The following is a 13,621-nucleotide window of genomic DNA, read 5'->3' as shown; positions in this document are numbered from 1 at the left end:
TTGGTGGTTATAAGCACATAGATGTGCTTAAGGAGTCAATTCGCAGTCGGAGCGGAACTTTTTGGCGGCTGTAAGGTTGCTTACAACAAGCTAGTGTTCGGATTTGTACATGCAATTGGAAAACATGATATAATTATGTGTGCATTTACCTTGCAAGCAATATGATCATTTAAAATAGACATTATGACGTTGGAGAGGGGGATATTGATGTTTGCGAAGCGCCTTAAACAGCTGCGTAAATCGAGGAAATTAACGATGCAGGAAGTTGCTGATTATTTAGGAGTTGCGAAAAGCACCTATGCAGGCTATGAATCCGGCTATCGACAGCCGACTCTTGAATCCATTCAAACCATTTCACGCAAGCTGCGCACTTCCGCTGATTATCTTCTTGGGCTTACTGATTATCCTGAGCCGCCAATTGAGCTCAATCATAATGCGAAGGAATATTTGAATTATGATCAGCTGCACTGGGATGGGGTTCCTTTGGAAAAGGACGACCTGGATTTAATTCGCAACTTGCTCGAACGTGTACTCCGCGATCGCACCTTGCCAAAGGATGAATGATCTATCCACTATATCTATATTTGATTAAAATAAGGAACTCCAAACGTTCTTAGCTTCAACCGCCCATCAATTGCAGCAGCTTCGCCTCGAATTGCCCTTGAAGCTGCAGCATGAGATCGCTGAACGTTTGCTCCCACTTATCCGTAATTTCTGCCTCCACATTATCCTTTTCTGCTTGTGCAATAATTCCCTGCATTTTCGTACTGCATGTCGCTTCCACCTTCGAAAGCCCGTCCATCCATTTCTGGCTTAACTCCTGAAACGCGTAAGGGTCAGACATATCCAATTGCGCAACACTTGTTTCCGCTCCTGCCAATACATCATTCATATCCTGCGTACACTTAGCTTGAATCTGGACAATCTGCTGCTCATACTTTTCCGTTGACGTAATTGGAGCTTCCGTTTCCGGCACATTTGGCTGATCAGGCGAAGGCGTTGGCTTTGGTTTTGTCGTTGGCGTTGACGTTGAACCATCATTCGGCTTCGTCTCCGTCCCTTTGTTCGGTTTAGTTGTACTTGATGGCTTCGTCGTCTGAACGGGCAAAGGATTTTCATTTTCCCCAGCCGGCTTATCCGCCTCTTTCTCCGGCAGTACAGCTTCCCCTCCACTTCCAGCAGGCTTACCCGCCACCTGTTTCACTGGTTTTCCGGTTTTGTCAGTCGTTGGCGGTACGCCATCTACAGTTGGACTCGTTTTCTCAGGCGCTGTCCCATACAGTTCTTCCTCACTCAGCTGTGCTTGCTCGTTTAATGCTGCGCCATTCGCATTCACAATAAGTGATTGTTGTGAGGATTCATTCCAATAGAGACCGCCCCACACAAATAATAGAATAAGCGTTAACGAGCCTAAAATAATATTAATCGTATCCGGCTTCTGAAGCCGCGGACGCCGTTTCTTCCTTGCATGATGCTTGCTCATATTATGCTCATACCACCTTCCGTTTTGAATAGAAAGAAGCCAGTCTCCTTTCTCTTAGACGAGAAAGAAGACTGGCTGCTTTTTGTTAAGATCGCATGATTTCCGTAATAATAGTAGTAAGCAATTTGTTGACCTTGCTTTTCGTTTCGTTTATCGCCTTATTTTTCAGCGCGTTCGTTGTTTTTACTTTATTGATCTCATCAACAGCTACATTTCTTGCCTGTACAACATCCATGATCAGTTGTGCCTTCTGCTCATCGTTGGTCGCTGCTTTCAGCTTTTTCTTAACCTCGTTCAGCTTGCTATCCAATTCTTCAGCTATTCTCTTAAACTCTGCCTTAGGATCAATTTCCACATCTTCATTAACGAGCGTCACCTCTTGCTGGAAAATCACTTTAGCAGAGCCGCCGTATGGATTCACTAAAGTCGCTTGAATAACAGCCGTACCATTAGCAACCTTTTTCGGAATCGTTACTTTCCCTCGCGAATCGACCGTGACATCTTTGCTTCCCGATACTTTCTTCCATTTCAAGAACGAGGATGGCAAAACAGTGCCAAGCAGCTTCAAACTGTATTCATGCTGCCTTCCGCTAGCCGTAATCTTCACCGCCGAAATAACTTCTGAACGGATATAAGCAACTGTTAATGCGTTAAGGGCCCGCTCATCATATTTCAGCTTTAGTTGGAATTTAAAAACAGATAGTCGTACATCAGCCGATTTAACACCTAAGTTGTTCAGCGCCTCGCTTAATGCATAATCATCCTTTTTGGATAAAATTTCACCCATGGCTTCCATAATAACCGCATTTATTTTTTCCTTGTTGCCGAGCAGCTGAGCGATCTCCTGCGGCTTCATATCCGAGATAATGTTGCGAACGGTCCCTTCAACACCCGGACGGTCAGCTCCATCACCGAACAACAAAACGAGGAAATCATCCATGCTGAGGCTTGTTACCCCGCCTGCAGCGGCAATCGTCTTCAGTGCAGCACGGAATTCTGGATTCGTTCGAATCGCTTCAAGTCCCTTCGCTTCTGGATCATATTGCAGGGAGCCTACAGACTGAATGATCTGGAACACAGTCTTCTTCAGCTCCGCTTGGTTAACCGATGCGGGAAGCTTAGGAGCAATTTTGACCCAGACTGGATCAATAAGTGATTGATCCTTGGCAAAATCAAGCTTGGCGATCTCATCGCGCAAATTGCGTACATCCTGCACATCCGAAGGATCTCCAGCAAGCAGTGCCGCGTGAAGCTTATTCATTCTCTCAAGGAATTCTTCAGCCGGGAAGTGTTCTCCCTCTCCATTTGTAGCTGTTAACGTAACCTCTTTCTCAAAAATAACTTTAGCTTGTCCACCATATGGGTTAATCAATGTCGCTTGAACAACCGCCGATCCGCTGGCAACGCCTCGCGGAAGCGTAACCGTACCACCAGAAGATACTTTCACATCTTTGCTTCCAGATACTTTGCTCCACCGCAGCGCAAGCGGCGGAACATCCACACCGAACACCTTCAAGCTGAATTTTTGCTCACGGCCATCTTCACTGACTTTAACAGCCTCGACAGCTTCAGAGCGCATATGAGCAATAATTAGCGCTTGAATTGCTGACTCATCCATCTTCAATCGAGCTTGGAAGTTAAGCATGGTTGCAGCAGACTCCTCCGCCGTTACACCCAACTGGCTTAAAACGGAGCTGAACTTATAATTGCCGGTTTCACTTAGCAGCTCCTCTGTCTTCTGGAGCAGCAGTGCGGAAATCGCTTGCTTATCTCCAATCAACTGCAGCAGCTGAGTCGGTGACAGGCTGGCAAGCTTCTGCCTTATAGCGCCATCTACACCTGGGTTAACGCCACCATCGCCAAATAAAAACATGAGAATATCGTCTATTACAAAGCTAGTTTCACCGCCTCCGGCTGCTCCAAGCTCAGCTAACACAGCACGATATTCAGGATTTTTGCGAATCTCCTCTAAACTTGCAGCCTGCGGGTCATATGGAATCAAGCTAATCTCCTTAACCATATTGAATAAAACAGCCTTCAGCTTTGCTTGGTCTGCTTCTGCGGGCAGCTTAGCTGCAATCTTCTTCCAAATCGGATCAATTAAATTGTGATCCTTAGCGAAGTCCAGCCCAGCAAGCTCATCACGCAAATTGCGAACGGCTCCAACATCTGCTGGATCTCCTGCTTCTAGAGCAGAATACAGCTTATTCATCCGCGCAAGGAATGACTCCACAGGAAACTCGGTCTCATGCGAAATTGCAGCGTTTAAGGTAACCTCTTGCTCAAATATGACTTTCGCCGAGCCACCGTATGGATTGATCAGCTTAGCCTGAATAACAGCTGTACCGGTTTTCGCAGCATCCGGTATAGTAACGACACCCGTAGGCAATACCTTTACATTAGAATCGCCGGATACCTTTGACCACTGCAGAACTTGTGGGAAAAGATATACGCCGAATACATTTAAGCTATACGAATGTACACGACCAGTGTAGTCTATTTTCACGCTTGACTTCACGCTTGAACGAATATACGCCACAGTCATCGCGCTGATCGCAGGCTCGTCCTTCTGAAGCTTCACCTGGAAGTTTTGTACGGTCGCTCTTACATCCTTCGGCGTCACGCCTAAATTTTTCAAAATAGAGCTGAACTTGTACTCATTCGTCTCACCCATCAGCTTCTCCATCGCCTGAAGAAGAACCGTTACAATGCCCTGCTTATTGCCAAGCAGCAAAATCAGCTCCTCCGGAGACTTCTCCCCGATCAGGCTGCCAATCGTTCCTTCAACGCCTTTACGGCTGCTGCCATCGCCAAACATAAAGACGAGAAAGTCTTCCAATCTAATGTTCTCGTCACCGCCTGCAGCTGCAATCGTCTTCAAGGTTGCTCGAAATTCTGGATTCGTGCGAATAGCCTCCAAATCAGAGGCTTCAGGGTCGTAACGGAAGGAGCCTACAGCCTTGATCAACCGGAACAGGCTCGCTTTAAGTTCCGCTTTGTCGGCAGACTCAGGAAGCTTCTCGCTAATTTTTGTCCAAATCGGATCGATCAGCTGCTGGTTTGTTGCTTCATCCAGACCGGCAATTTCATCTCGCAAATTTTTAACCTCTTGCATGTCCGTCTTGTCCCCAGCTGCTAGTGCAGCATATAGAGCCTGCATACGCTCCAAAAACACGCTTGAAGGCAGCGCAGCTTCTGCAGCACTCGCCGCTTGAACAAATCCCAGCTTCTCGGTCAGCCCTTTCTGGCTGAGCGGTAATCCGCCTAGCGATGCTGTAAGCATGGAGATCGCCAGCGCGGATAAGGTTACTTTTTTTCGAAACGTCATTTCATTCACCTCTGGTCATTAGTTTGGTTTAAAATTGCAATACAGGTATTTGCTGCTTTACGCCTTGATTAAGGCTAGGGCGGCCTACGGAGTAATAAACAAATTCAGTACCAACCAAATGCTCCTCTTCGAAAACATTGCGGCCGTCAATCAGAATCGGACTTTTTAATACTTGTTGAAGCAGTCCAAGGTCAACATGTGAGAACTCCTCCCACTCTGTCAGCAAGCAAAGCGCATCCGCATCTTTTGCCGCTTCCATCGCGTCCTCACACCATTCAACACCGCTAATTTCATATAAAGTACGGAAGTTGTCAGTCGCAATAGGGTCATAAGCCTTGACCTTAACGCCGTTGTCCACCAAATGTTGAATAATTTCCGATGCTGGCGAATCGCGCACATCATCGGTATTCGGCTTGAATGCAAGCCCCCATACTGCAATCGTCTTACCTGAAAGCTCACCTTGAAATATCGTCTCCAGCTTGCGAATGACGTTAAAGCGTTGATCCTGATTGACCTCTACTACCGAGCGCAGCAGCTTGAACTCATAATCAACATGTCCGGCAATTTGAATTAAGGCGCTTGTATCTTTAGGAAAACAAGAGCCCCCGTAGCCGATTCCCGCTTTTAGGAACGATGGGCCAATTCGCTTGTCATAACCCATTCCTTCAGCTACCTTCGTTACATCTGCGCCTACCTTCTCGCAAATATTAGCGATCTCATTGATAAATGATATTTTGGTAGCTAGAAATGCATTGGACGCATATTTAATCATTTCAGCGCTGCGAATATCTGTAATAACGATTTGTTCCGTTAAAGGAATATGAAGCAGCTTCATAATTTCTGCTGCGCTTTGTGAGCTGGCTCCAATAATAATGCGATCGGGATGCAGCGTATCTTGTATCGCCGAGCCCTCGCGCAAAAACTCTGGCAGCGAGATACTGTCAAACAACTCACTCGTGTGGGAGGCGATGACGGTTGCTAGACGTTCATTCGTTCCAACGGGTACAGTGCTTTTTACCGCTATGATTTTATAACCGTTCATCGCCTTTGCAATCTCTATGGCTGCTTGGTCAATGTAAGATAGATTAGCCTCGCCATTTGGCAGCGGAGGTGTTCCTACCGCCAAAATAATAATGTCCGATTGCTGTACCGCGCTTCGCAAATCAGTCGTGAAGGTGAGCATTCCTGCTGCTCGGTTCGACGCTGCTAGCTCCTTGAGGCCTGGCTCATAGATCGGAATGCCGCCAGCGTTTAGTGTCTCAATTTTGCGCGGGTCCTTGTCTACGCAAATGACGCGATTGCCAAGCTCCGCATAACAAATGCCCGACACGAGCCCCACGTAGCCAGTTCCAATAACCGTGATGTTCATGCTATTCGCTCCTTCATTGAATGATTTATTTATACGGTGCATAGTTGCATAATCTCATTCCAATCGAAGGCAAGCCGGACGATGTCCTCTTCTATAAGCTCCGTCCCTGTCTGAATTTCGATAATGTCCATTTCTGTTTCTGCGCGCAGGCTATGAAGGCTTTCTTTCGATATCGTTAGCACATCGCCCGATTTCACTTCAAAGCTTCGACCATTCAGCACCATGACGCCATGTCCGGCAACAATCGTCCATACCTCGTCTCTCAGCAGATGATATTGATAGCTTAAGTTCCGTCCTGGCGCAACGCATATTCGTTTAGTCAGCACTTCCTTGCCGTCGGGATATTTCAAATAATCAAGCACACGATAGCGGCCCCAACGACGCTCCTCATACATCGGACGCTGGTCGGAATGCTTCATGACCTCCTTGATCATAGGACTAGCCGCTTTATCCGATACCAAAATTCCATCCGGACTCGCCGCTACAATGACATTCGATACATTCAGCAGAGTAATCGGGATGTCGAGCTCATTAATGACATGCGTGTTCGTTGAATCTCCCGAAATAATCCCTTTTCCAATAAGCGGCGTTTCAATTTCCTCGGTCAAGGTGTTCCAAGTTCCAAGGTCTTTCCAATCGCCCTCATATGGCAATGCCACGATATGATTGGACTTTTCTACGATTTCATAGTCAAAGCTATTTTTCGGCATCTTCCCGTATTGCTTCAGCATCTCGTCGTATTGAATCGGCAGTTCATTAGCAATCAGAATGTTAATGAGAAAATCAAGCTTGAATGCAAAAACCCCGCAGTTCCAAAGTGCAGCCTGCTCAATCATGGCTGCCGCTTCTTCTTCGCGGGGTTTTTCTCTAAAGCTGTTTACATTGACATAATTGTTCGCCTCAGCTGCAAGCTCAGGAACGATATAACCGTATTTTTCCGAAGGATACGTTGGCTTCACGCCCATAAGCGCTAAATCTGCTCCCGATTCATTCAAAACCAGCTCAAGCTCCTTCGTCTTATGGAAAAACGATTGCTCCACGTAGGGATCAACTGGCATGACAACGACTGTTTCATTCAAGCTTACACCTTGCACCGAATATAAATAGGTTGCTGCGAGCGCGATAGCGGGGAAGGTGTCCCTTCTTTCCGGCTCGACGATCACTTCAATCTCGCTTCCAAGCTGACTATGGATCATATCTACCTGCGGCTTGCTTGTTGCGATATAAGCATGCTCGCGTAAACCCGCCTTCGTGATTTGTCCCCATACGCGCTGAACCATCGATTCACGCTCGCCGCTCTCGTCTTTTAGCACCTTCAAAAACTGCTTGGATCTCGATTCGTTCGACAACGGCCACAGCCGCTTGCCCGAGCCTCCGGATAGAAGAACAATCTTCATGTTGATTCCTCCTAATCGTTTTTATGATACGGTGATTCGATTCGCACTTACTCTCTTCGATATGCCAAGATCATTATGCTTCGTTCTTCACCACCAGCTGCGCTGACTTGATCCCGCTGGTCCATGTATTGTAGTAGTTCGAGTTTTTGCCATATGAGTTATCGAGCAGCGTGTTAGGCTTGTCCATCAAGCAGGATAATATATGCCCGTGCAGCCTAGAGGTTTGCACGATGCGATAGCCGCTGAAGCGCTTGACCGCTTTGTCTACGAGATAGTCGGAGTACTTGCCCCATATCGCCTGCATCGGCAGAGGGACACCGCTTTTCGTCATCATTTGCCCGATCATCTTAATTGATTTTTTCTCGACGCGATTGTATAGGGAAGCCCAGTCCAAATAATCGCCTCTCCCTGCCAGTTCAAAGCTCGCCTGCTCGCTTGTCTTCTCGATGTCGGTACGGAAGAAGCAGAGCAGCTCCTTGCCGGGGCTGCTTTTGGGCAAAATCGGCCACAGCTGATGTGCCATATCCGGCGATAAGTATACGCAGCATTTATCAAATTTTTGAGCTGCTATCCCATAGGACAGCGTATCCCGCACAAAAAGATGAACATCCTTATGCGCGTTAAAAATACGCGCCGTGCGATCATACTCCGCTTCCTTCTCGAAGAAAATCGTCTGCGGCAGCAGTACAATTCGGTGATTAGGATAATCCTTTACGATTTTCTCCCGCAGCTTCTGATGAACCGGGTACAAATCACCAAAGTTGCCTCCGCCTTGAAGCACGATAATTTGATCATTCGGAATGGTCAGCTTGTCTGGAAAATCAAGAACGCTATAACGCGCAGCCACGCGGATATGATTGTCTTTAAAAAACGCCTCTGCACCCTTCATAATGAGCAAATCGCCGCCATTGTTGTAAACGGGATAATCGATATAATAAATGCTTGAACCCGGTGGTATCACCTTCGTAATTCGGAGAAGCATCTTTTTGAGGCCCTCCATCGGATGTACCTGTGTTTCAACTTGCATATCAACGCGCTCCTTTACGTTGTTTTTTGTCTTTCAAACGCTCGATTAAAAAACGGAAATCATTTTTATCAAACAACATCCCTGATAGCTTTACTTGGAAAATAATTCTCATCGAGGCCAACGTCACTACTAAACGAATGACCGCGCCGATTAATAAAGCAAGTGCAATTCCATTTAGCCCATACAGGGGTGTAAACAGAAAAAACAATCCAATGGTTGCCGCTAAGGCTATAAGCTGACGGACAAGCACCAACCCAGGTCGGCCCATTGCATTAAACGAGGATGCCAAAATCCATGAGCCGCCACCGAGAATGCATTCGAACGACAGCAGATAGAAGGCCCCGCTTGCTTCAAGGAACGGCGCTCCGAACAGGATGCCCATCAGATACCGCCCGATGAACATGCTCGGGATGACTACAATCGTCATCAGCAGCATCGATAACCGAAAAGCCCTGCCTACCGTTGCGATGATGGCTGACTTCTCCATGCCGGTAACCTTCGGGAACACAACATTCGTAATCGCCATCTGTACGACATTGAATACGCGGGACAGCGCATAAACGACCGTGTACAGCCCTAGCTCTCTAGCAGTCAGCATCGATAGAATGACAAGCTTGTCAAACTGTGTGTACAGCGTACCGAGAAGCTCCACTCCGAACACTTTGCTGCCATAGCCGAATAATGCTTTCGCTGCCAGCCGATTGCCGAGTCCCTTCAACCAGTTCATCTGAAGCGTTTCTCTTAAACTATAGAGTGACCATGAAACTACAAGCACGCTGGTTACGAGAAATACAAGCGAAGCATTATGCAGGCTTAAATCACCTATTGCCCATAACCCCAAGAGCCCAACCAGATTGCACAGCGGAACCAATAAACGCAAACCGTTATAAATGTTAAACTTGCCAGTACTTTGCGCCAGCGCAGATATTAAATTGATAGCGAGCAGAATCGGCAGCATGAGTACCGTATACCATCTCGTAATTTGAATGATGTCAGCAGGATAGTTGCCAAGCCATACCGGCAGCCATACCCACGCGACCACGCCAATGATGATGCTGACTGGAATTTGAAATAGAAAACCAGCTCTAACAAAATCGCTGCCGCTGCCTTTGTTTTGCTTCATATTATAAATAAGAGAGGTCGGCAGGCCGAAGCCAACAAGACCCGCGAGAAGCGTTGGCCAAAACAAAATGGCTGAAAATTCGCCCTTGCCAACAACGCCGAACATACGCGCCGTCACGATGGACGTCAGCGTGCTGATAACCATGACTAGCAGGTTCGTTGCACTCGTGCGCATAATCGTTTGAACGAGGCCGTTGCCTCTCCACGCTTTAGAAATAGCAAGCTGTGCCATAGCTTTCCGTCAACCCCTACCGTTATAGCGCAGAATGCCGACTAATGACCCGTTGCGATAACATATTTTCACGACTTGACTGATGAATTTCTTAAAATGAAAAATCGATAGCAAGGATGTTCCAATCGCCTGAATCATTCGGATCACATGTTTTACGATAGCAAAGAGGCTTCGATCCTGCCGCTTAACCGCATCGCTCACGCCTTGCCAGAAAATCCGCTTCAAAAACCATTTTTTTGTCGTTCTCTCCTTGGCAATTTTGTGTTGAACAGATCCATATGGCGTATAAAATACTTTGTAGCTTTCACGAATCCGTGCGATGAGCTCGCTTTCCTCACTTGAGAGCAGGTTTGTGCCTACCCGTCCAAGATCCTCTCGGAACGGCTTATACTTATGAAAGACGCTTGACCGAAATGCGACGTTTGCGCCATATGGAATGGACGGTGCAGGCATTTCCTTCACATCGTTTGCATAATCAAGAATCGTGAATACCGATCGATGCTCCTCTGGAATCCAGTCCGGCTCAGCCGCTTCCCAGATCGGATCAATTTTGCCGCCTACGCAGCCTATCGCCGGATCGCTTTCGAACACGTTCACAATATGCTGCACCCAGTCCCGCGAAGCCAACGCATCATCATCCAAAAATAAAATGAATTCACCGTTTGCTTCCTTAATCGCTCGATTGCGGGCTACCGACAAACCAAGCTTGTTCTCAAAAATATACCGAATGCTTGGACCATACCGATACGCAAGCTTGCCTACCACTTCAGCCGTATTGTCTGTTGATCTGTTGTCGATTACAACAATCTCGATTTGTTCCCGCTCAAAGCTTTGGGCAATTACGCTCTCTATTGCCTCTCCCGTATCCTTCGCCCGGTTATGGGTGCAGATGGCCACCGTTACCTTCATCCTTTATCCCCATCCTTGGTAAACATTTTTTATCCTCTGTGCGATCGCGCTCCAGTCGAGTTCCTTAAGCACTTCTTCGTACTTAGGCGTCTTATGCTCTCTCTTCACATTTAACGCGGCTTTCATTGCATTTTCGAGACCGTTATAATCGCTTGGGTTGTAGCTCACGACCATATCCTCCATAAAATACTCATCGATAAAATCATTGTCCGGCATGACGATCAGCTTCCTGAACGAGAGGCCAAGTATCGCAGAGCCGGAGGTCGTAATTTCCTTGTACGGCATCACCATCACATCAACGGCGCTAATCAAGTCAGCGACTGCTTCATTTGGAATGAAGCGCAGGTCCAAAATAATGTTTTCCTTATCCTCTACCCGCTTCAAATAGGATTCCATTTGCTTGTCCGCTTTGCCCGCAATGATCAGATAGGTATTTCGAGTTTTGAATGCATTGAACGCTTCAATTAAATCCTCGACACCCTTATACGCTTTGATTGCCCCTAAAAACAAATAAACATCAGCTTCTTCGCTGATGCCATAAGACGCTCTGAAGTTGAAGCCTGCAGGCTTATACACGCCAAGATAATGACCATGCTTTACAACAAAAAGCTTGCTAGCCGGTACTCCGAATTCCATCATAACCTTACGTTTAATCGACTCCGAAGCAACCAGCAGCTTGCTGCAAAATTTGCAAATGATCGTTCGCATGTAACGCTCCAGCCGCTTAAACTTCACCTGATGCGGATACAGGTTATGAATCGTCCAAACCAGCTGCACTTTTCGCAGCTTCAAATAAATCATCGTCATTATAAATATGATCGATTTCACCATGAACAACAGCAGATTATCATTCTGATAGGCATGATGCATCCAGTGAATATGGACGATGTCGCCAGCTTTCGCTTGCCCGACCTGAAGCGCTAGCTTGCCATGCTGCAAATCCTTCACTTCCATGCCTGCACTGCTGAGTGAATCGGTCAATAAATCATTGTAAAAGTTCAATTCGCTTGATTTTGGCCACATCCATACTTTCATCGCCGTACGCTCCCTTTAGTTATATCTGCGAACCCATTCCTTCGTAATCTGGAGCTCGCGAATAATCTTTGCGGGTGCACCGCCTGCCAGCACATTATTCGGAATATCCCGCGTTACGATGCTGCCTGCAGCAATGACTGAACCGCTGCCAATCGTTACGCCAGGCAAAATAACAGCTCCGCGTCCAATCCACACATTGTCCGAGATGACGATGTCCTTGCTGCCAGCTCGGTCTTCCATATCTACGGGGTGGAAGTTCGTATCGATAATGTTCACCATCGGACCGATAATCGTGTTGCTGCCAATTCGGATCGACTTCGTGCAGCCAATGTCGAGGCCATAATTAAAAAACACATTATCCCCTACCCAAAGCTCCGCCTGCTTCTCTACGGTAACTGAAGAAGGCAGCGGCTTCGCATGGAAAGAAACGTTTTTCCCAACGATGAACCGCCCTTTGTTTCGTAAGGTCAGCTTTCCAGAAATACGGCCAAGCCTGCCAGCTGAACTCGCCTTAATTGGCAGTATGGCAGCCCCCTTTAATACAGCCAGGAGCTTGCCGAAGCTTAATCGATTATATACGGTGCTCATCTGACCATCCCGCCTGCCGCTTCCGATTTTAAGTTTGGCGCAAGCAGCTCACGATATGTCGACTCCACCTTCTTCGCAATGGAGCTCATGTTAAAGTCGCTCATTACGCTTGCATAACCTTGGCTTGATAGTTCCTCATAATCAACTTCCCCATCGTAAACGCTTCTCATCGTCTGATACAGCTCTTCTACATCGCCGTCCTTCACGATGAAGCCGCCTCTCGTATGATGGATAATTTCTGGCGCTCCGCCCGAATCTGCAACGATAACTGGCGTTTCAACGAGCATCGATTCAATAATAACTCTGCCAAACGGCTCGTTAAGGGAGAAGTTTATCGTTAAATCACATTCCTTCATCACATCTAGCGGTTTTTTGCTGTAGCCATAGAAGACCACATGATGCTCCAAGCCGTAGGACAGCACCTTTTGGATCATGTCATTGTAATAGTCATCCGACCCGTCAACGGATGCATCGCCCACGATGAGCAGCTTCCAATTGTTCCGATTGCTGTCGCTCAGTTTCTTCACTGCCTCGATCATGAGATGGTATCTTTTCCATTCCACAATCCGCCCGAATGTGCCGATGATGAGTGTATCATCCTCCATAAAGGCTCTGCTCTTTCTCGTCAAAGCAAGCTCTGGATCAACACCGTTATAAATGATCGTCTTGTTGCTGCCCTGAATCGAATTGGCTACAAAATGCGAAATGCATATTACCTGATCAAAAAATTTCGGCAGCACTTGGTTGAACATACGCAAATGGGTATAGTCGCGATGATGCCAGATCAGCTTTGACTTCGTCATAAACTTTAGCGGAGCTGTGTACCAAGGTGCGCGCCAGCCGTTGGCATGAACGATGTCGATGCGATTTTTACGAACAAAGGACTGAATCTTAAGCACCGTTTCGATATAACCTAAGCCTAGTTTTTTCTTAATGCTGCCCAGCTGCAGCGGAAAATGAACATAATCCGATCTAATTTCATTTAGATATGTCGCATCGCGAGGACTTAACAAAAAAATCCGATATTTTGACGTGTCCAAATAATTGATGAGATGGATCAGGCTTTGCTCAGCGCCGCCCTTCTTATCCGCGTGGGTAACAAACAACACATTCGTTTTACTTCGACTCATA

General features: G+C 46.9%; 11 protein-coding genes. 1 reads left to right on the top strand and 10 read right to left on the bottom strand.

Annotation, left to right across the window (positions count from 1 at the left end; translation table 11 throughout):
- The first annotated feature begins 207 nt into the window (after window positions 1-207).
- The gene (locus ACIFSR_RS20175) at window positions 208-564 is read left to right on the top strand and encodes a helix-turn-helix domain-containing protein (RefSeq protein ID WP_076269086.1); all 357 of its coding nucleotides are present in this window, start codon (window positions 208-210) and stop codon (window positions 562-564) included.
- Window positions 565-619: 55 nt separating this feature from the next.
- Here ACIFSR_RS20175 and ACIFSR_RS20170 read toward each other — a convergent pair whose 3' ends face one another.
- From ACIFSR_RS20170 to ACIFSR_RS20125, 10 genes are all read right to left on the bottom strand, one after another.
- Window positions 620-1,483 carry a hypothetical protein gene (locus ACIFSR_RS20170; RefSeq protein WP_430059519.1) on the bottom strand — a complete coding sequence of 288 codons (864 nt, stop codon included), beginning with the start codon at window positions 1,481-1,483 and terminating at the stop codon, window positions 620-622.
- An 85-nt stretch (window positions 1,484-1,568) separates the two neighbouring features.
- Window positions 1,569-4,811, bottom strand: a complete 3,243-nt coding sequence (locus tag ACIFSR_RS20165; RefSeq protein WP_430059517.1) for a hypothetical protein — start codon at window positions 4,809-4,811, stop codon at window positions 1,569-1,571.
- 28 nt (window positions 4,812-4,839) lie between these two features.
- Window positions 4,840-6,180, bottom strand: coding sequence for a UDP-glucose dehydrogenase family protein (locus ACIFSR_RS20160; protein WP_076269089.1), 1,341 nt, complete (start codon window positions 6,178-6,180; stop codon window positions 4,840-4,842).
- Window positions 6,181-6,209: 29 nt separating this feature from the next.
- On the bottom strand, window positions 6,210-7,577 hold the full coding sequence (locus ACIFSR_RS20155) for a sugar phosphate nucleotidyltransferase (RefSeq protein ID WP_430059515.1): 1,368 nt from the start codon (window positions 7,575-7,577) through the stop codon (window positions 6,210-6,212).
- Window positions 7,578-7,650: 73 nt separating this feature from the next.
- Window positions 7,651-8,604: a polysaccharide pyruvyl transferase family protein gene (locus tag ACIFSR_RS20150; RefSeq protein ID WP_430059514.1), complete on the bottom strand. Its 954-nt coding sequence runs from the start codon at window positions 8,602-8,604 to the stop codon at window positions 7,651-7,653.
- 1 nt (window position 8,605) lies between these two features.
- Window positions 8,606-9,958: a lipopolysaccharide biosynthesis protein gene (locus ACIFSR_RS20145; protein WP_430059512.1), complete on the bottom strand. Its 1,353-nt coding sequence runs from the start codon at window positions 9,956-9,958 to the stop codon at window positions 8,606-8,608.
- 9 nt (window positions 9,959-9,967) lie between these two features.
- Window positions 9,968-10,867, bottom strand: coding sequence for a glycosyltransferase (locus ACIFSR_RS20140; protein WP_430059510.1), 900 nt, complete (start codon window positions 10,865-10,867; stop codon window positions 9,968-9,970).
- 3 nt (window positions 10,868-10,870) lie between these two features.
- Window positions 10,871-11,902: a glycosyltransferase family 4 protein gene (locus tag ACIFSR_RS20135; protein ID WP_430059508.1), complete on the bottom strand. Its 1,032-nt coding sequence runs from the start codon at window positions 11,900-11,902 to the stop codon at window positions 10,871-10,873.
- Window positions 11,903-11,917: 15 nt separating this feature from the next.
- On the bottom strand, window positions 11,918-12,490 hold the full coding sequence (locus tag ACIFSR_RS20130) for a DapH/DapD/GlmU-related protein (RefSeq protein ID WP_339204775.1): 573 nt from the start codon (window positions 12,488-12,490) through the stop codon (window positions 11,918-11,920).
- The gene (locus tag ACIFSR_RS20125) at window positions 12,487-13,620 is read right to left on the bottom strand and encodes a glycosyltransferase (protein ID WP_339204776.1); all 1,134 of its coding nucleotides are present in this window, start codon (window positions 13,618-13,620) and stop codon (window positions 12,487-12,489) included. The genes ACIFSR_RS20130 and ACIFSR_RS20125 overlap by 4 nt, the downstream gene beginning before the upstream one ends.
- Window position 13,621: the final 1 nt, after the last annotated feature.

The organism is Paenibacillus sp. NRS-1760, from assembly GCF_050467785.1.
Lineage (GTDB): Bacteria > Bacillota > Bacilli > Paenibacillales > Paenibacillaceae > Pristimantibacillus.
This window is presented reverse-complemented; position numbering and strand designations above follow the sequence as displayed.

Excerpts from the sequence above, each read along its gene's own strand:
- ACIFSR_RS20175 (WP_076269086.1), top strand. The coding sequence starts at position 208 with ATGTTTGCGAAGCGCCTTAAACAGCTGCGTAAATCGAGGAAATTAACG.
- ACIFSR_RS20170 (WP_430059519.1), bottom strand. The coding sequence starts at position 1,483 with ATGAGCAAGCATCATGCAAGGAAGAAACGGCGTCCGCGGCTTCAGAAG.
- ACIFSR_RS20165 (WP_430059517.1), bottom strand. The coding sequence starts at position 4,811 with ATGACGTTTCGAAAAAAAGTAACCTTATCCGCGCTGGCGATCTCCATG.
- ACIFSR_RS20160 (WP_076269089.1), bottom strand. The coding sequence starts at position 6,180 with ATGAACATCACGGTTATTGGAACTGGCTACGTGGGGCTCGTGTCGGGC.
- ACIFSR_RS20155 (WP_430059515.1), bottom strand. The coding sequence starts at position 7,577 with ATGAAGATTGTTCTTCTATCCGGAGGCTCGGGCAAGCGGCTGTGGCCG.
- ACIFSR_RS20150 (WP_430059514.1), bottom strand. The coding sequence starts at position 8,604 with ATGCAAGTTGAAACACAGGTACATCCGATGGAGGGCCTCAAAAAGATG.
- ACIFSR_RS20145 (WP_430059512.1), bottom strand. The coding sequence starts at position 9,958 with ATGGCACAGCTTGCTATTTCTAAAGCGTGGAGAGGCAACGGCCTCGTT.
- ACIFSR_RS20140 (WP_430059510.1), bottom strand. The coding sequence starts at position 10,867 with ATGAAGGTAACGGTGGCCATCTGCACCCATAACCGGGCGAAGGATACG.
- ACIFSR_RS20135 (WP_430059508.1), bottom strand. The coding sequence starts at position 11,902 with ATGAAAGTATGGATGTGGCCAAAATCAAGCGAATTGAACTTTTACAAT.
- ACIFSR_RS20130 (WP_339204775.1), bottom strand. The coding sequence starts at position 12,490 with ATGAGCACCGTATATAATCGATTAAGCTTCGGCAAGCTCCTGGCTGTA.
- ACIFSR_RS20125 (WP_339204776.1), bottom strand. The coding sequence starts at position 13,620 with ATGAGTCGAAGTAAAACGAATGTGTTGTTTGTTACCCACGCGGATAAG.